This window comes from Duganella guangzhouensis, from assembly GCF_009674535.1.
In the GTDB taxonomy this organism is placed as follows: Bacteria; Pseudomonadota; Gammaproteobacteria; order Burkholderiales; family Burkholderiaceae_D; genus Rugamonas; species Rugamonas guangzhouensis.
The window spans coordinates 268621-286360 of record NZ_WKJK01000002.1; the positions used below are offsets into that span (position 1 = coordinate 268621).

The window sequence follows — 17740 nt, forward strand, 5'->3', positions numbered from 1 at the left end:
TCCTCGTTTTATTTATTAAGTTCCCCACACGCCAGCGCATCCTTGTCCTTGGCGGCGCCGCCAACGATCTGGATGTTGGCGAAGGTCGCGGCAAACGGCGCATCGGCGGAGACGCTGAACGGCATACTGAATGCTGCCAGCGACAAGCCTTTGGCGGCAAAGCAGGACAGCGGAATCCGGACCGTCTGCTTGCCCTTGCCGGCCAGCCGCTGGAATACCGCGCTGGCATCCAGCGCCACCGTCTCCATGCCGATGTGGACTTTGCCTTGCGGCGCGGCCGGCACGATCACGTCAAACTGCAGCGCGCCGTCGGTGCTGGCGTAGGCCGGCAGCGCGATCGCCTTGGCCGCCTGCGCTTCCAGCGTCGCCGGACCGCTCCAGGTCAGACGCTTGGCATCCTGCTGGGTGTTGATCTGCGCCGTTTCCACCGTCACCGTCGGCAGCTTGTGCACCGCATTCAGGTCCGCGCCCAGCGCCACACGCTGGCCGCCGCTGCTCACGTACAGACTGTAAGTCGCGCGGTCGGTCGGATTGTACACTGGTACAGCCAGCGATTTGCCACAAGCTTGTGGATAGCTGGTATCGAGCTGGCCGATGACCGCCTTGCTGCCGTAGTTCAGGCCATAGCCGTATTTGAACAGCGGCGCGTACGACGCATCACCGACATTGAGCGGCGTCTGGCAGGCCGACTTCGGCCAAGAGAACGACAGCTTGCCGCGGAAGTCGGCATTGACCTTGCCGTCCGCCTTGCGGAACAGGACATCGGCCACGCCCTTGCCCTCGGTACCCGGTAGCCAGGCGGCGACAAAGCTGTCCGACAGATTCAGGACATCGTTGGTGTACAGCGGACGTCCGGACAGCAGCACCGTCACCACCGGCTTGCCCTTGCCCGCCACCGCCTTCAGCACGGCCAGATCTTCCGGATGACGTCCCGACAGGCGCAGCGTGCCGGCCGGGCCGATGTCGCCGTCACCTTCCGCATACGGCGTTTCACCGATCACCGCGATTACCGCATCGAACTTGCTGATATCGACGCCGGCAGCGTTCTCGCTGAAGGTGACGTTGTCCTTGCCGACTGCATCCTGAATACCGGCCAGGATGGTGTCGCTGACCGGATAGTCGCTGTTCTTGTTGTCTGTGCCCTGCCAGGTCAGCGACCAGCCGCCGGACTGGTTGGCCATATTGTCGGCGCTCTTGCCAACCACGAGGATTTTTTTGCCGCGCGCCAGCGGCAGCACGCCGCCGTTATTCTTCAACAGCACCAGCGACTCACGCACCGCCAGGCGTGCCAGCGCGCGGTCCTGCAGCGCTTCCTGCTTGCCGGCGTAGATGTTCTGCGACGGCTTCTTTCCATCGAACAGACCGGCGCGCAGCTTGACGCGCAGGATGCGCGTCACCGCATCGTCAATGCGCGAGATCGGAATCTCGCCCTTCTCCACCTGGGCGATGGTGTTGGCGATGAAGCTCTTCCACTTCTCCGGCACCATCACCAGATCGACGCCAGCATTGATGGCGGCGGCGCAGCTGTCGTCGCCGCAGCCGGGGACTTCGGCAATCGCGTTCCAGTCACTGACCACCAGGCCGTCGAAGCCCATCTTCTCCTTCAGCGCCACGGTCAGCAGCTCACGGCTGCCATGCATCTTGCCGTGATCGACGCCGCCCTTGACGTCGTTCCAGCTATTAAAGGATGCCATCACCGTCTGCACGCCAGCCTGCAACGCCGGATAGTAACCAGCCGCGTGCAGATTAATCATCTCTGACAGCGTGGACTGGTTGACGCCACGGTCCTTGCCTTCGGCGGTGCCGCCATCGCCAACGAAATGCTTGGCAGTGGCAACCACAGTGCCGTCCGACTTCAGATCGCCCTGCAAGCCCTTGACGTACACGCCCGCATACTCGCTGACGATGGCGGAATCTTCGGAGAAGCTTTCATAGGTGCGCCCCCAACGGTCATCACGCACTACCGCCAGCGTCGGCGCAAACACCCAGTCGATGCCGGTGGCACGCACCGCGCGCGCCACCACCTTCGCCATCTCGCCCACCAGTTTAGGATCGCGCGCCGCGCCCAAGCCTATGTTATGCGGGAACAGCGTGGCGCCGTACATATTGGAGTTGCCGTGCATCGCGTCGATGCCCCAGATGACCGGCACCTGCACCTTCATGTCGGTGCTCATGGACGCATCGTAGTAAGCGTCGGCCAGCTGCACCCAATCGGCGGCGCTGGCGTACTTATTCCCCTGCGGCCAGCTGCCGCCGCCATTTAGCACCGAGCCAATGTAGTACTTGCGGATGTCATCCGGCGTGCTGAATTTTATTTCCGGCTGCGTCATCTGGCCGATCTTCTGCGCCAGCGTCATGCCGGCCACAATCTGCCGAATGCGCGCCTCCATCGCCTTGTCCTGCTTGACGGCGCTGGTGATGTGCGGCCAGTCGGTGAGCGGCTTGGCGGCGGGTGCGGCGATTGCGTTGGTGCCCAGCGCCAGCGTGGCGGCCAGCACGGCGCGGCGCAGAATGTGGTTGTTCATTACATAGGTCTCCATTGTTGATGTTTTAGTTTTTACCGCGCACGAAGGCGCTATACCACTGGCCGCTTTGCTTCACGGTGCGGCGCTGCGTGGCGTAATCGATGTAGGTCAGGCCGAAGCGGCGCAGATAGCCTTCCGCCCATTCGAAGTTGTCCAGCAGGCTCCAGGCGAAGTAGCCCTTGATCCTGCCGCCGGCCGCAATCGCATCGCGCATCGCCGTCAGATGGCGGATCAGGTAATCGCGACGCGCGGTGTCGTTGACCGCGCCGTCCGCGTCGACGTGATCGTCGTACGACGAACCGTTCTCGGTCACGTACAGATCGCCGGTCGGATAGTCGCGCGCGATGCGCGCCAGCAGCTCCACCAATCCTTCGGGCGACACCTCCCAGCCAAAGTCGGTGCGCTGGCGATCCTGCGGATAGACGATGCGGGTACGCAGCGGATACTGGTCCGGCGCATCCACCACCACTTCCGGGAAGTAGTAATTCACGCCGAGGAAATCACAAGGCGCGGCGATGGCTTCCATGTCGCCCGCTTCCACCACCGGCGCATCCTCGCCCACCAGTTGCAATGCTTGCGCTGGATAGCCACGGCCATACAGCACGTCGAGGAACCAGCGGTTGCGCAGCGCGTCGTGACGCGACACGGCGGCGATATCGGCCGCACTGTCACTGCCCGCCTTCACTGGATGCAGACTCAGAGCGATACCGACTTCCGCATCCGGCACATTGGCGCGTATCAGTGACACCGCGCGGCCGTGCGACACCAGCACGTTGTGGCACACCTGCAGCGCCAGCGGCAGCGACTTGTTACCCGGCGCGTGCATGCCATCCCAGTTACCGTGCATGGCCGTGCACCATGGCTCGTTGTGCGTGATCCAATGCTTGACGCGATCGCCCAGATGGCGCGTCATCACATCCGTATAACGCAGGTAGGCATCGATGGTGGCGCGGTTATTCCATCCGCCCTGGTCCTCCAGATACTGCGGCAGATCCCAGTGATACAGCGTGCACCACGGCTGCAGGCCGCGCGCCAGCATGCCGTCCACCAGTTTCGAATAGAACGCCAGCCCGGCCGCATTCGGCTCCGCCTCCACACCGTTGAAGATGCGCGTCCACGCGATCGAGAAGCGATACGAATTCAGGCCCATGGACTGCGCCAGGTCCAGATCCTCTTCCCAGCGATGATAGTGGTCACAGGCCACGGCGCCGGTGGAGCCATCGCGGATCTTGCCCGGCGTGGCGGCAAAGGTATCCCAGATCGACGGCACGCGGCCATCTTCGGCGGCGGCGCCTTCGATCTGGTAAGCGGAGGTCGAGACACCCCATAGGAAGTCACTGGCAAAGTCGGTGCGTAGAATCATGGTCATATTTTTTATTTTGCGAATGGTGTAGGTGGTACAGCGGCGTTCATCCAGCGGATGGCGCTTTGCTGCGGCTCGTACGGCACGCTGCCGAACAGCCGAAACAGGTTTTCGATTTCGGCCAAAGAAGCTTTGTTGAAATCGAGTTTGGGAATTCTGGCGCCGGGCGCGTTGGTGACCAGGCCCCAGGTCCCTTTGCCCTGGCCGCCCTTGTTCGTCACCACCTTGTAAGCCCACGCGGTGTTGGCCCAACCGTTGGCGACGTAGGTGTCGTACGTCACCCGCATCACCTGGCCGCCGTGTTCCGCGCCCAGCATGGCCCAGGGCTGGAACTCACCGACGAAGAAGGCGGTATCCAGTGCGGTCAGCTTGGCCTGCCATTTGCAGACGCTGTCGCCGCTGCCCGTGCATTGCAGCCAGTCCTTGTGCACCGCCAGTCCAGGCTTGCCCCAGCCGAAGTGGCCGGGGTATGGATGCATCTCGAAGGCGACATTGCGCATGCCATTCTCGGACGGCTTGCCATACGCGTCGATGCCTTTAGAGTGGCCCGGCAGGATGATGACGTGGTTGCCATCGACCTCGCGGATGGCGCTGTACAAAGTGCCCATCACCCGCGCCAGATTCTCCGGCGTGGTGCCCCACGGCTCATTGAGAATGCTGTAGCCAGCCACCGCGCCACGGTCCTTGTAGCGCGCGGCGATCTGCTGCCACAGCCAGATGGTGCGCTGCTGGTACTCGGGCGTGTCCCAGTACTGGTTCTTGCCGGCGCAGCCGCTGTGATGTTCCCAGCCCTGGCTACCAACCGCGCCATGCAAATCGAGGATCACATAGATGCCGCGCTTCTCCGCCTGATCGATGGCGTCGTCGAGATACTTCCACGCGTCCGCACGCAGCTGGCGCGGATGCTGTTCATCCTCGATCACGCTGTAGATAAAGGGCAGACGCACCAGATTGAGCTTCAGTTGCGGCAGCATGTCCCAGTCGCGCTGCGTGATCCACTGATCGCGGAACAGCGTGTACAAACGCTGGCGCTCCGCGTAGCCGAAGCGCCGGTCCAGCACCGCCTCCAGCGTGCACTGATCGCCAATCGCCTTGCTGTCCTGGCCCATCATCCAGAATTCCTGCATCAGATAATTGCCGAAGTTGACGCCACGTAGCGCCGGCTGTTGACCGTCCGCCGTCAGCCATTTCGTGCCCTCCGTGTGCAGCATCGGCAACGCCGCTTGCGCCTGCACCGCGCCTGCCAGCAGCGCTGCGGCGATACCTCCGCCGAGCGCGCGCCATCGTATTCTGCGCATCCTGTCCCCTTCCTTATGGAATCGTTTCCAATATACTCTAAAAAAAGAGCATGCGACACGCGCCTGCTCTCTTTTTCTTTACTTCGTTTTACCGCCTTTTACCTGCAATGGTGGCGCCAAAGACGCACGTTCGGCCACGTGGAGATGATATTCACGCTCGACCGGACGTTTCAACTCGTAGCAGCGATTCAGCAGATAGTTCAAACCGTTCATCGTCATCTCGCTCCACGGGATATGCACGCTGGTCAGCTGCGGCGCGGTGAACTCCGCGCTGTGCGTATCGTCGTAGCCCAACACCGACACCTGCTGCGGCACCTGCACGCCGGCCTTCTGGAACATGGACAGCGCACCGACCGCCATCTCATCGTTGGCACAGAACACCGCAGTGAACTCCTCGCCCGATGCCAGCAACTGCTCGGCGCAGGCAAAGCCGCCCTCCGGCGAGAACTCACCATCAGCCATCCACACCTTGCTGCTGTCGATGCCCGCCGCCTCCAGCTCCGCCTTGAAGCCCGCGATACGCTGCTGATTATCCGGCGCCGCCGCGCGGCCCGCGATCACCGCGATCTTGCGGTGGCCCAGTCCCAGCAAGGTGCGCGCCGCCAGGCGGCCGCCCGCGTCGTGGTCCACCGTGAAGCATTGGTCCGCAAGGCCATCCAGCTCCTGGTTGATCACCACCACCTTGGATTGGAACGGACCCAGTGCCGCAAAGTCCTCGTCCTCCATCGCATTGCTCATCACGATCAGGCCATCGCTGCCACGCTCGATCAGAAAATTCACGCCCTCGATCGCCTGATTACGCGCATCGCCATCGCCCACACCGAAGGCCACCACCATGTTCAATCCCGCAGCACGTAAAGCTGTGTAAATTGACTGCAGAATCGGCGTATAAAACGTCCCGCTCAGGTACGGAATGTACACACCGATCATCTGCGAAGTGCCCGACAACAGCGAGCGCGCCGCGTGCGACGGCCGGAATTCCAGCTCCTCAATCGCCTTGCGCACCTTCTCCTGCGTGGACTGCGATACCGAGCCCTTACCGCTGATGACGCGCGAAGCGGTCCCCAAGCCCACACCCGCCAACCGGGCTACGTCTTTGATGGTTGCCACGAGATCCCTTATCTGTTCTGTCTATGCGGCGGCAAGGATAACCCACCACCTTGCAGCTGACAAGCGGCCTCCCTCCCCTAATCCTGCAGCGCCGAAGCGATTTCTTTCTGCGCTTTTTCGACCGGCATGCGGGTGTTCCAATAGGTCGTCAACACATCCTGCAACGCGCCATTTTGGTCCGGCGTGAGGAACACTTCGATCATGCCGACCGCGCGCGATTTCTCCTTCAGGATCGCGGCGCCGGCCTGCGCGCAGACGTCCATGCCCGACACGTCGACGTTGCTCAGTATCGGCAGCGAACCTTTGATTTTGTTGAACTCCAGTTGCGCGCTCGGCGCCAGCATGGTGGTGGCCAACAGCTTCTGCGCGCGCACCGCATCGGCGTTCTTCGTTTTAGGGAACACGAAGGCATCGCCCTGAATCAGATACGGCACGTTGGCCCCTAAACCAGCGATGCAGCCGAAGTCCTTGCCTGCGCTTTGCTTCGCGGCGGCGAATTCGCCCTTGGCCCAATCGCCCATGATCTGCACGCCGGCCTTGCCGTTGATGAGCAGCGCGGTGGCGTCGTTCCAGTTGCGGTTAGGCGAGCCGGCATCGACATAGCCTTGCAGACGCTTGAAGGCCAGCAGCACACGCTTGAAGGCTTCCGAATTGATCGCCCTCGGTGAGCGGTCACGCAGCACCTGCAGATACAGCTCCTTGCCGCCGACGTTGGCCAGCATGGCCTGGAACAGAATGTTCTCCTGCCACGGCTGACCGCCGTGCGCGAGGCCGATCAAGCCGGCGGCTTTCAGCTTGTCCAGCGTGGCGAACAGTTCGTCCGGCGTGGCGGGCTCCTTAACAATGCCCGCCTTCTTGAACGCCGCCTTGGAATACCAGATCCAGGTCGACATATGGACATCAACCGGCACCGCGTAGAAGTGGCCCTGCACCTTGATCACATCCAGCAACGGCTGCGGCATCAGCTGATCCCAATGATCGCGGGTCGCGATATCGTCGACGTTATTCAGCACGCCCTGATCGATCAAATCGCGGAACTGCTTGGTGGTGTTGAACTGCGCGGCGGTGGGCGGATTACCGCCGACGATGCGATTGATCGCCACCGCCTTGGCCTGGTCGGCGCCGGCGATAGCGGTATCGGCCCAGGTGCCGCCGACGGCGCGATAGGCATCAGCGAATTTGCGCACCGCAGCCGATTCACTACTGGAAGTCCACCAATGCATCACCTCCGCGCGTGGCGCGGGTGCGGTAGCGGCGGCGTAGCCAGCGACGCCCAGCGTCAGCGCAGCCAGCAAGCCCGCCACCATGCGGGAACGTTGCTTGTACATCCAGTCTCCGTATTCTTATAAAAAAAACCGGCGCCGCCCAAGGCGCCGGCAACTTCGCGGGGCGAAGAGACGAGGGTGATGACAATTCTCAATTGGAAACGTTACCAATCTTGTGCTGAATATAGCACCCAATGATTTTAGGTGTCAACGAAATCCGGGGTCAGGTCCATCATTTCTACACGAGCTCAGCCACTGCGTGGCTGAGCTCGTGTAGAAATGATGGACCTGACCCCGGAGTTTAGTGTGCTAGTACGCGCAGGCGGTGGCCGTCGCGGTCGAGGGCGACGAAGGTGTAGCCGAAGTCCACGGCGGTGGGACGCTGGGCGATCGCCAGGCCACGCCCGGCCCAGTCGGCATGCAGGTCGTTGACCATGCTGCGGTCGGCTACGGCGAAGGCTAGTTCGCTGCCGCCGCCGGAGGCGAGTACTTTCGGCTCGGCGGTGTGGCGCGACCATAGGCCCAGCTTGAGGCCGGACGGCAGGACAAACAGTACAAACGTCGGTGAGGATTCCACCGGCTGCAGGTTCAGCAGGTCGCTATAAAAATCGCCGCTGGCGACAGGATTGTCGACGTACAGCAGCACGTAATCGGGACTCATGATGTTCTCCGTTCAAGGTTGGGAATACAACCATGGTAGAGCCCGGCTGCGACAGTTTCTGTCAGTAGCCTTCGCCTTGAGCCGCATCAAACATGCGCCCTGCTCGCTGCCTAAAATTGAAGCTCTATGCCGTCACCGGGAGCACGTTATGTCGACGAAATTTGACGAGGAATCGCAAGCTTCCTATGATTGGCGCATGACTATCGAACATCGCCTCGACAATATTGAAGCCGACATCGCTACGATGAAGCTCGATATCGCCTTTTTGAAAGCCAACGGTGCCACAAAGACCGATATCGCTGAGCTGCGTGGCGATATCAAAGCGCAACTTGCTGAAGCCAAGTCCAGCATCATCGTCTGGGTAGTCGGTTCGGTGTTCCTCGCGCAACTGCTCCCCGCCCTGCTGAAGCTGCTTATCACTGGCTGAACAGCTGCGCCATCACTTGCCGTAGCCAGCGGTTGGAGGCATCGGCGTGATAGCGTTCATGCCAGTGCTGTTTGACCGAGAAACTCGGCAGCGCCACCGGCACCGGCAGTATCCGAATCGCTTCACTGTCCGCCATCACCGCGCCGTAGCGATGCGGTACGATCGCGATCAATTCCGTCTCTGCCACGATCCGCGCCACGCCGAGAAAACTCGGCAGCTTCAGCGCCACCTGCCGTTGCAGCTTTTCCTGCGCCAGCACTTTGTCGACGATCGCGTGACCAGTGCCCGACGTGCGCACCACCACATGACCCTCTTCCTGCAGCGCCGCCAGCGTCACCGCCTCGCCGATACGCGGATGACGCGCCGATGCCAGGCAAACGAAATCCTGATCGAACAGCTTTTGCTGGTAAAAGCCCGCCTCCAGATGCGGCATAAAACCCACCGCCAGATCGACCGTGCCATCGGCCAGTTCGGCCGGGCTATCGGCCGAGATTTTGTACACGTCCACCTTCAGCCCCGGCCCCACCATGCGGAGGTGATTCAACAGCCTCGGTAGCAGCACCACTTCGCTGATGTCAGTCATGCAGATACGGAACTCGCGCTGGCTATCGGCCGGATCGAACACCGGCTGGTCGGCCAGCGCATGCTGTAGCGCCTGAATCGATCGCCGCACGTCCTCAATCGCGTTCTGCGCGCGCGGCGTCGGCTCCATGCCCTTGGCGGTGCGGCTGAACAGGCGATCGTTGAAATGCTCGCGCAGCTTGCCCAGCGCCAGGCTGACCGTCGACTGCGGCAGCGTGAGATTGTCCGCCGCCCGCGTCACGTTGCGCGTCTTGTAGATCTCGTCGAATACCAGCAGCAATTCCAGGTCGAAGCGCGCCATGGCCTACTCCACCATTATTTAAAAACCTGATTATAACCATCAGAGACGATCCGTTTCCAACATAGTCCAGCCAGCCCATACTGAAGTCATTCACAAGTCGTATGGAGACCATCATGAAAACAGATCGCAAACTGCCTTCGGTGCTGATCGCGGGCGCCGGCATCGGCGGCATGGCGGCGGCGCTGGCGCTGTCCCGGCTCGGCATCGCTGTCACGGTGCTGGAACAGGCCACGCAACTGGGCGAGATCGGCGCCGGCCTGCAGCTCGGCCCCAACGCCTTCGCCGCGCTGGATGCGCTGGGTGTGGGCGAGGCAGTCCGCAACCGCGCCGTGTTCACCGAGCGGCTGGTGATGATGGACGCCGTCGACTGCCAAGAGGTAGGCACTTTCGAAGTGGGCGAGCCATTCCGCCAGCGCTTCAACAACCCGTACGCGGTGATCCACCGCGCCGACATCCACACCGCCATCCTCGAACAAGTCCGCCATGACCACATCGAGCTGGTGACCAACTGCCATATCGACCAGGTGGCGCAGGACGATCAAGGCGTCACCATCACCGACCGTCAGGGCCGCGTGTTCAAGGCGGATTACCTGATCGGCTGCGATGGCGTTAAATCCGTGGTGCGCGACCACATCGTCGGTGATGCCGTGCGGGTCTCCGGCCACGTTGTGTATCGCGCCGTGATCCCGGCCGATGTGATGCCGGAACAGCTGCGCTGGAACGCGCCGGTGGTATGGGCTGGCCCCAACTGCCACCTGGTGCACTACCCGCTGCGCAGCGGCGATCAGTACAACCTCGTGGTCACCTTCCACAGCCGCGATGCCGAAGTGTGGGACGTGCGCGATGGCTCCAAGGAGGAAGTGCTGTCCTACTTCACCGGCATCGCGCCGCTGCCGCGCAAGCTGCTGGAAGCGCCGCAGACCTGGCGCCGCTGGAGCACCGCCGACCGCAACCCGGTCGAGAACTGGACCAAGGGCCGCATGACGCTGCTGGGCGACGCCGCCCACCCGATGCTGCAGTACCTGGCCCAAGGTGCCTGCATGGCGCTGGAAGACGCGGTCACGCTGGGTGAGGCGATCCGCCACTGCGACTTCGACATGGAGGCCGCCTTCGCGCTGTATCAGAAATCGCGCATCGCCCGCACCGCGCGCGTGGTGCTGTCTGCGCGCGAGATGGGCCGCCTGTATCACGCCGCCGGCGTCGAACGCCTGGTGCGCAACGATCTTTGGCGAGGCCGCAGCGCCGATGGTTTCTACAACGCCCTCGAATGGCTGTACGGCTGGACCAAAGACCGCTGCCTGGCCATCTGACACCCCAACGGAGAACGACATGAACAACGACATTCAAGCCGCCCGCAAGCAGCTGTACCACGACATGCAGACCATGCATCTGGCGCCGCTGTGGGAATCGCTGCACAACCTGGTGCCGCGCCAGCCTACCCCGCCCTATCAAGCCGCGCTGTGGCGCTTCGACCAGATCCTGCCGCACCTGATGCGCGCCGGTGACCTGATCACCGCCGAAGAAGCCGTGCGCCGCGTGCTGGTGCTGGAGAACCCTTCGCTGCCGGGTAACTCGTCGATCACGCAATCGCTGTACGCCGGCCTGCAACTGATCCTGCCGGGCGAAGTGGCGCCGGCGCACCGCCACACCCAGGCAGCGCTGCGCTTCATCGTGCATGGCAAGGGTGCCTACACCGCCGTCGACGGCGAACGCACCACCATGCATCCCGGCGATTTCATCATCACCCCATCGTGGACCTGGCATGACCATGGCAATCCCGGCGACCAGCCGGTGGTCTGGCTCGATGGCCTTGACATCCCGATGCTGCGCTTCTTCGACGGCGGCTTCGCCGAAAACGGCGATGAGGCGATGCAGCAGGTCGCGCGTCCGGAAGGCTACAGCGCTGCCGCCTACGGCAACAACCTGGCGCCGGTGCGCAATCTGCACAGCGGCCGCAGCTCGCCGCTGTTCAGCTATCCGTATGCACGTACTCGCGAAACGCTGGAGAGCGTCCGCCGCAGCGCCGCGCTGGATCAATGGCAAGGCCACAAGCTGCGCTTCGTGAATCCGCTCACCGGCGGTTCGCCGATGCCGACCATCGGCGCCTGCATGCAGCTACTGCCGGCCGGCTTCAAGGGTCTGCCACAACGCAGCACCGACGGCACCGTGTACAGCGTGGTCGAAGGCTGCGGCAGCGCCATCATCGGCGGCCAGCGCTTCAACTTCACCCCGTGTGACACCTTCGTGGTGCCGTCGTGGGCAACGCTGAGCTTTGAAGCACCGGAAGACGTGGTGCTGTTCAGCTTCTCCGACCGTCCGGTACAGGAAGCCATGGGCATCCACCGCGAAGCTTTCCTCTCCCAATAACCCACCAGAGATCATCATGAGCCAATTTGCCTTCACCCCTCAAGCCATCGTCGGCCTGCCCATCAACGGCAGCGATCAAACCTTCCCGGTACGCCGCATCTACTGCGTCGGCCGCAACTACGCCGCACATGCGCGTGAGATGGGTTTCGACCCGGATCGCGAACCGCCGTTCTTCTTCTGCAAACCGAACGACGCCGAGTCGGTGCTGCCGATTGCCGCCGGCGCCACGCTGGAACTACCCTATCCGCCACGCACCGAGAACTACCACCATGAGATCGAACTGGTGGTCGCCATCGGCAAGGGCGGCGCCAACATCGCCGCAGAAGACGCCGCCGCCCACATCTACGGTTACGCTGTGGGCCTGGACATGACCCGCCGCGATCTGCAAATGCGCATGCGGGAACAGGGCCGCCCTTGGGAAGTGGGCAAAGCCTTCGACTACTCGGCGCCAATCGGCCCGATCACCCGCATCGAAGACGGTGGTGAACGCAATGATGGCGCCATCGTGCTGACGGTGGACGGCAAGACCACGCAAAGCAGCGACCTGACGCACCTGATCTGGAACGTCAGCGAAACCATCGCCAACCTGTCCACGCTATTCACGCTACAGCCGGGCGATTTGATCATGACCGGCACCCCGGAAGGCGTGGGCGCGGTGGTGCGCGGCCAGACCATGCACGCCACCATCGCCGGCCTGACGCCGATCACGGTCAAGATGATCTAAGCAGCGCCGGCGGCCATCACAACCACACAGGAGACAACGCCATGGACGTACAACAGTTTATCGACCGTCATCCCTTCTCGCGCTTCCAGAAACAACTGCTGGTACTGTGCTTTCTGGTGGTGGCGATAGACGGTTTCGACACCGCCTCGATCGGCTTCATCGCGCCGGCGCTGCGCGCGGAATGGCAGCTCAGCGCCGCCGCGCTGGCGCCACTGTTCGGCGCCGGCCTGTTTGGCCTGATGAGCGGCGCGCTGCTGCTCGGGCCTCTGGCCGATCGCTACGGTCGCAAGCCGGTGCTGCTGGCATCGGTGCTGTTCTTCGGCGTTGCCAGCCTGGCGTCGGCATGCGCGCCCAATCTGGGCACGCTGCTGGCGCTGCGCTTTCTCACCGGCCTGGGACTGGGTGGCGCCATGCCCAGCACCATCACGCTAACCTCCGAATACTGCCCCACGCGCCAGCGCGCCGGTCTGGTGACACTGATGTTCTGCGGCTTCACCATCGGCTCCGCGCTGGGCGGCCTGTTCTCGGCCCAACTGCTGTCCACCATCGGCTGGCGTGGCGTGCTGGCGGCCGGCGGCCTGCTGCCGTTACTGCTGGCGCCCATGCTGTGGCTAGGCTTGCCGGAGTCGCTGCGCTGGCTGGTGCTGAACGGGCGTGGCTGCGTCGCCATCAAACGCATCATGTGGTCCATCATCGGCGCGCCGGAGCAGCTGCCGATGCTGACCGTATCGGACGTGAAGCCGGCCGGCTCGCCGGTGGTGCAGCTATTCCGTCCCGGCCTGCTGGGCGGCACGGTGCTGCTGTGGATGACCTTCTTCATGAGCCTTCTGATCATCTACCTGATTTCCAGCTGGTTGCCGACGCTGCTCAACAGCGCGGGACACAGCCTGTCGCAGGCTTCCTTCATCAGCTCCGCATTTCAGATCGGCGGCACGCTGGGCGCGATTTTGCTGGGACGCTGGATGGACCGCTTCCAGCCGCAGCATGTGCTGGCCGTGGCCTACCTCGGCGCGGCGGCCTGCATTGTCCTGATGGGCTTAGCCAGCGACTCGATATTGATGCTGGTGCTGGCGGTGTTTGGCGTCGGCTTTGGCGTCAGCGGCTCGCAAGTCGGCGCCAACGCGCTGGCGGCAGCCTTCTATCCCACCGCGGTGCGCGCCACTGGCGTCAGCTGGGCCTCGGCGGTGGGCCGCAGCGGCTCGGTGGTCGGCTCGCTGGCCGGCGGCGCGCTACTCGCCGCAAAACTGGATAACCACACCATCTTCCTCATGCTGTCGGTACCGGCCGTGTTGGCCGCCTGCGCGCTGCTAGTGATGGCGCGCCTGGGCCGCCCCGCCGCTGTGGCGCCGCTGCATGCCACTCCCAACGAAAGTCTCTCTTCATGAAACTGCATACCTACTACCGCTCCTCCGCTTCCTACCGCGTGCGCATCGCGCTCGGACTGAAGCAGCTCAACGCCGAACAGGCGTACACCCACCTGACACGCAACGGCGGCGAACAATTCGGCGCCGGCTTCGATGCGCTGAATCCGCAGCATCTGCTACCGGTGCTGGAAGAAGATGGACTGACACTGAACCAGTCGTTGGCCATCATTGAGTATCTGGATGAAACGCGGCCGGCATCGCCACTGCTGCCGGCCGACGCGGCGGGCCGTGAGCGGGTACGCGCGCTGTCGCAAGCCATCGCCTGTGAAATCCATCCGCTGAACAACCTGCGTGTGCTGAAGTATTTGAGCGAGACGCTGAAGGTCACGCCGGAACAGAAGAATGCCTGGTATCGGCACTGGGTCAAACTGGGCCTGGACGCGCTGGAAGCCACGCTGGCGCGCGATGCCGAAACCGGCCGCTTCTGCCATGGCGACATGCCGACCATGGCCGACTGCTGCCTGATTCCACAGTTGTATAACGCGCGCCGCTTTGAATGCGATCTGTCGGGGTATCCGACCATACTGCGCATCGAAGAAGCCTGCGCCGGGCTGCCGGCATTCGCCGCCGCCCGGCCGGAGGCGCAGCCCGACGCGGAGTGATCCACGCCAGGCCACTCAATCAACTCAAAGCAAGCCGTTAGCCTTCAGCCACTGACTGAAATGCTGCGGCCATTGCTCAGCCGTGCCGCCAACCTTCCGCATGCCGAAGCCATGGCTGCCGGCCTGGTAGACGTGCATCTCCACCGGCTTGCCAGCCGCGCGCCAGGCGTCGAAGATCGGCACGCTGGCGTAACCCAGCAAGGGATCGTCCGCCGCCAGCGCGATGAACAGCGGTGGCAGATCCTTCGGCAGCGGCTTGCCGGTGCTGGCGCCATAGATCACCGCCGCGAAGTCCGGACGGCTGCTGCTGTCGTAATTACCCAGCACATTCATGGTGGTCATGCCACCGGCCGAAAAGCCGATCATGCCGATGCGGTCCGGCCGCACGCCATACTCGCCAGCGTGGCTGCGCACCCACTTGATCGCCGCCAGGCCATCTTCCTGCCCCCAGCGCTGCGCCGCGCTGTCCGGCATGTCGACGTACTTGGTGGTCGGGCTGAAGCTGGTAACGCGCGCGCCGATGGCGCGGCCGAAGCCCTCGCCATCCTTCGGCGTCGGGTCGAGCCGGTACTTCAGTACGAAGCTGGTGACGCCCTGCTCTGCCAGATAGTGCGCCACCTGCATACCTTCCGAATCGAAGGACAGCGCCAGGAACGCGCCACCGGGCGCGATCACAATCGCCGTGCCATTCGCCTTGTCTGGTGCCGGCCGCACCGGGTAGATCGCCGCCTGCGTCACGTTGCGCACCATGCGGCCGCCTTCGAACATCGCCCACATCTCATCCGACGCCTTGCCGCCCGCGCCCAGCACAATCGACGGTTCGCTGGCCGGCGCAATCGCCTGCGGCAGCTCCCGCATGAACGACGGTGCCTGCTGCTGCGCCTGCGCCGCATACGGCATAACGGCCGCCATCGCGGCCATGCAGATCATATATCTCACATTGGTCTCCCTGCGGACCGGTCACCCGGCCCGCGTGTCAAGATTAGAAGCTGGTGCCTACGCTGACGCCCATGGTGCGCGGTGGCGCGGTGTAGCCGTACGAGCGGCCCACCACTGCCGGATAACGCGAAGCCAGGATGTTGCGGTTCTCCAGGTTACGCACGTAGACCATGGTGTACCACTTGTAATCCGGCGAGTTGTAGCGCGCCGAGATATCGCTCTTGCGGTAGCCGCCTTGCGCGAACAGCGCCGAGTTGGTGTCGTCGTTGTAGTACTTGGCGGAGAAGCGGGTGTCGGCACGCAACACCACGGTGGCGCCGTTTTCCAGCGACACCTGATGCTCGTAACCCAGCGCCAGCGTGGCCTTCGGTGCATTGCGCAGCGAGTTGCCCGAGCAGTCCTTCACTTCATTGGTCGGCTCGTAGACGCAGTTGTTGAAGTTGTCGTACTTCGCATCGGTGTAAGCCAGCGAGGCATCGAAGCGGCCATCCGCGCTTACCTTCACCTTCACGTCCGCTTCGGCGCCATTGATGGTGGCGCTGGCGGCGTTGTTGACGACGCTGGAACCCGCGCCCTGGCCTACGCTGACGATGGTCCCGACTTGCAGATCCTTGTAATCGTAGTGGAAGGCGCTGGCGTTGAACTGGCCTTTGTTACCCCAGAACTTGGTCTTCACGCCGGCTTCCAGCGCGCGCAACTTCTCCGGGCTGTAGTAGGTCACCGGCAGGTTGGCAGCAGCGTTCGAGCCGTTGAAGCCACCGGCCTTGTAGGCGGTGGTGTAGGTCGAGTACAGCATGGTGCCTTTGCTGATTTCGTAGTCGATACCCAGCTTGCCGTCGGTATTGCTCCACGACTTATCCGCATTGGTCAGCGACACCACCGGCGTGCCAAAGTTGAAGGTCGACGTCGCGTCGTGACTATGTTTTTCGTCACGGGTGCTGCGCAGACCGGCCGTCAGGCGGATGGCATCGGTCAGCGAATAAGTCGCCTGGCCGAATGCCGCACGCGACTTCGATTCGAAGTTAGGCGTGTAGCTGACCAGCACACCATTGCCGAAGGTCGACCAGGCTTCCTGCGATTCCTTGAACAAGTACAGGCCGCCCACCCATTTCCACAGCCCGGTGCCGTTCGACGACAGGCGGAATTCATGCGAGTTCTGGCTGGTGTCGTTGGTGCTGCCGGATGCCGAGTTGCCGAAGCTGCCCACATCCAGCGCGCTGTGCTCCTTGCTCTTGGTGCGGTGCGCGCCCAGGTAGGTGAAGGTGGTGGCACCGATGTCGTAGTTCCACTCCGCGCTCACACCCGAATAGGTGGCGCGATCGTCGGCCGCCAGCGAATCGGTGTTGTACTGGCCGGCCGAACCTTTCGATGCCGCCAGCGGCAGCGGCACACCTGGATTGTCCGGGCCATTCAGCTGTGTGCGGTCAGCCGACAACAACAGCGTATTCCCTTGTGCGATTTTCAGCAGCGCGTGCACGCGGCCGGCCACGGTGTTCTGGCTGTTGTTGGTGGTGCTGTTGCCCACGTAGTTGTCGTGGTGCTCGCCCATCACCGCCACACGCAGTGCCAGCATGTCGTTGACCGGAATATTCAGCATGCCCTCGGCGCGGCGTTCGCGGTAGCTGCCCACCTCGAACGAGAACTTGCCGCCAAAGGTATCCTCCGGCTTGGCGGTAATCACGTTCACCGCACCGGCGGTGGCGTTACGGCCGTACAGCGTGCCCTGCGGACCGCGCAACACTTCCACCCGCGAGATGTCGAAGAAGGCGGCGCGCGCCTCGTCCGGACGCGCCAGGTACACGCCGTCCAGGTGGAACGCCGCAGCCGGATCGCCCGCTTCGGTGGTGTTGTTGCTGCCGATGCCGCGAATGTAGATGTTGGTGTTGCCGCCATCGGCGGTACCGATCTGCACATTCGGCGTCACATTGGTGAGGTCCGAGGCGTTGCTGATGCCGCGGTTGGTCAGGTCTTCCGCCGTCATCGCGGTCAACGCCAGCGGCGTGCGCGATGCCGATTCCGAGCGCTTCTGCGCCGTCACCACCACCTCTGGAATCTCGTCGTTCTTCTGCTGCGCGATGGCTTGCTGCGCCACGACGGATGCGATCAGGGCGGCGATGATTTTGCGTTGGCCCATGTTTGGATAGTTCTTCAT

The 17740-nt window shown here is 63.1% G+C and carries 15 protein-coding genes; 6 read left to right on the plus strand and 9 right to left on the minus strand.

Going from position 1 to position 17740, the window contains the following annotated elements; all coding sequences use genetic code 11:
* Positions 1-8 precede the first annotated feature (8 nt).
* From GJ699_RS04335 to GJ699_RS04360, 6 genes are all read right to left on the minus strand, one after another.
* Positions 9-2525: a glycoside hydrolase family 3 protein gene (locus tag GJ699_RS04335; protein WP_229261942.1), complete on the minus strand. Its 2517-nt coding sequence runs from the start codon at positions 2523-2525 to the stop codon at positions 9-11.
* Between the two features lie 25 nt (positions 2526-2550).
* On the minus strand, positions 2551-3894 hold the full coding sequence (locus GJ699_RS04340) for a GH1 family beta-glucosidase (protein WP_154373465.1): 1344 nt from the start codon (positions 3892-3894) through the stop codon (positions 2551-2553).
* A 5-nt stretch (positions 3895-3899) separates the two neighbouring features.
* Positions 3900-5186, minus strand: coding sequence for a glycoside hydrolase family 5 protein (locus GJ699_RS04345; protein WP_154373467.1), 1287 nt, complete (start codon positions 5184-5186; stop codon positions 3900-3902).
* A gap of 78 nt (positions 5187-5264) precedes the next feature.
* On the minus strand, positions 5265-6296 hold the full coding sequence (locus GJ699_RS04350) for a LacI family DNA-binding transcriptional regulator (protein ID WP_371867454.1): 1032 nt from the start codon (positions 6294-6296) through the stop codon (positions 5265-5267).
* 77 nt (positions 6297-6373) lie between these two features.
* A complete protein-coding gene (locus GJ699_RS04355; protein ID WP_154373469.1) occupies positions 6374-7624 on the minus strand; it encodes an ABC transporter substrate-binding protein in 1251 nt (416 codons plus the stop codon).
* A gap of 238 nt (positions 7625-7862) precedes the next feature.
* A complete protein-coding gene (locus tag GJ699_RS04360; RefSeq protein WP_371867471.1) occupies positions 7863-8225 on the minus strand; it encodes a VOC family protein in 363 nt (120 codons plus the stop codon).
* Between the two features lie 145 nt (positions 8226-8370).
* On the opposite strand from GJ699_RS04360, the gene GJ699_RS04365 reads away from it, so the two are divergent.
* On the plus strand, positions 8371-8649 hold the full coding sequence (locus GJ699_RS04365; protein WP_154373473.1) for a hypothetical protein: 279 nt from the start codon (positions 8371-8373) through the stop codon (positions 8647-8649).
* Here GJ699_RS04365 and GJ699_RS04370 read toward each other — a convergent pair.
* Positions 8639-9532, minus strand: a complete 894-nt coding sequence (locus tag GJ699_RS04370) for a LysR family transcriptional regulator (RefSeq protein WP_154373474.1) — start codon at positions 9530-9532, stop codon at positions 8639-8641. The genes GJ699_RS04365 and GJ699_RS04370 overlap by 11 nt on opposite strands.
* A gap of 113 nt (positions 9533-9645) precedes the next feature.
* Here GJ699_RS04370 and GJ699_RS04375 point away from each other — a divergent pair, with 113 nt between their 5' ends.
* The 5 genes from GJ699_RS04375 to maiA are packed head-to-tail and all read left to right on the plus strand — an operon-like array spanning position 9646 to position 14649.
* A complete protein-coding gene (locus GJ699_RS04375; RefSeq protein WP_154373476.1) occupies positions 9646-10842 on the plus strand; it encodes a 3-hydroxybenzoate 6-monooxygenase in 1197 nt (398 codons plus the stop codon).
* A gap of 19 nt (positions 10843-10861) precedes the next feature.
* On the plus strand, positions 10862-11899 hold the full coding sequence (gene gtdA, locus GJ699_RS04380) for a gentisate 1,2-dioxygenase (protein ID WP_154373478.1): 1038 nt from the start codon (positions 10862-10864) through the stop codon (positions 11897-11899).
* Between the two features lie 16 nt (positions 11900-11915).
* Complete coding sequence (locus GJ699_RS04385) at positions 11916-12623, plus strand: fumarylacetoacetate hydrolase family protein (RefSeq protein ID WP_154373480.1); 708 nt, start codon at positions 11916-11918, stop codon at positions 12621-12623.
* Positions 12624-12664: 41 nt separating this feature from the next.
* On the plus strand, positions 12665-14008 hold the full coding sequence (locus GJ699_RS04390; RefSeq protein ID WP_154373482.1) for an MFS transporter: 1344 nt from the start codon (positions 12665-12667) through the stop codon (positions 14006-14008).
* Complete coding sequence (maiA, locus tag GJ699_RS04395) at positions 14005-14649, plus strand: maleylacetoacetate isomerase (protein ID WP_154373484.1); 645 nt, start codon at positions 14005-14007, stop codon at positions 14647-14649. Before GJ699_RS04390 ends, maiA begins: the two co-directional genes overlap by 4 nt.
* A 24-nt stretch (positions 14650-14673) precedes the next feature.
* Here maiA and GJ699_RS04400 read toward each other — a convergent pair whose 3' ends face one another.
* Together GJ699_RS04400 and GJ699_RS04405 are read right to left on the minus strand one after the other, a co-directional pair.
* Positions 14674-15579, minus strand: a complete 906-nt coding sequence (locus GJ699_RS04400) for an alpha/beta hydrolase (protein ID WP_154374103.1) — start codon at positions 15577-15579, stop codon at positions 14674-14676.
* A gap of 52 nt (positions 15580-15631) precedes the next feature.
* Complete coding sequence (locus GJ699_RS04405; protein WP_195763455.1) at positions 15632-17740, minus strand: TonB-dependent receptor; 2109 nt, start codon at positions 17738-17740, stop codon at positions 15632-15634.

Excerpts from the sequence above, each read along its gene's own strand:
- GJ699_RS04335 (WP_229261942.1), bottom strand. The coding sequence starts at position 2,525 with ATGAACAACCACATTCTGCGCCGCGCCGTGCTGGCCGCCACGCTGGCG.
- GJ699_RS04340 (WP_154373465.1), bottom strand. The coding sequence starts at position 3,894 with ATGACCATGATTCTACGCACCGACTTTGCCAGTGACTTCCTATGGGGT.
- GJ699_RS04345 (WP_154373467.1), bottom strand. The coding sequence starts at position 5,186 with ATGCGCAGAATACGATGGCGCGCGCTCGGCGGAGGTATCGCCGCAGCG.
- GJ699_RS04355 (WP_154373469.1), bottom strand. The coding sequence starts at position 7,624 with ATGTACAAGCAACGTTCCCGCATGGTGGCGGGCTTGCTGGCTGCGCTG.
- GJ699_RS04365 (WP_154373473.1), top strand. The coding sequence starts at position 8,371 with ATGTCGACGAAATTTGACGAGGAATCGCAAGCTTCCTATGATTGGCGC.
- GJ699_RS04370 (WP_154373474.1), bottom strand. The coding sequence starts at position 9,532 with ATGGCGCGCTTCGACCTGGAATTGCTGCTGGTATTCGACGAGATCTAC.
- GJ699_RS04375 (WP_154373476.1), top strand. The coding sequence starts at position 9,646 with ATGAAAACAGATCGCAAACTGCCTTCGGTGCTGATCGCGGGCGCCGGC.
- gtdA (WP_154373478.1), top strand. The coding sequence starts at position 10,862 with ATGAACAACGACATTCAAGCCGCCCGCAAGCAGCTGTACCACGACATG.
- GJ699_RS04385 (WP_154373480.1), top strand. The coding sequence starts at position 11,916 with ATGAGCCAATTTGCCTTCACCCCTCAAGCCATCGTCGGCCTGCCCATC.
- GJ699_RS04390 (WP_154373482.1), top strand. The coding sequence starts at position 12,665 with ATGGACGTACAACAGTTTATCGACCGTCATCCCTTCTCGCGCTTCCAG.
- maiA (WP_154373484.1), top strand. The coding sequence starts at position 14,005 with ATGAAACTGCATACCTACTACCGCTCCTCCGCTTCCTACCGCGTGCGC.
- GJ699_RS04400 (WP_154374103.1), bottom strand. The coding sequence starts at position 15,579 with ATGATCTGCATGGCCGCGATGGCGGCCGTTATGCCGTATGCGGCGCAG.
- GJ699_RS04405 (WP_195763455.1), bottom strand. The coding sequence starts at position 17,740 with ATGAAGAACTATCCAAACATGGGCCAACGCAAAATCATCGCCGCCCTG.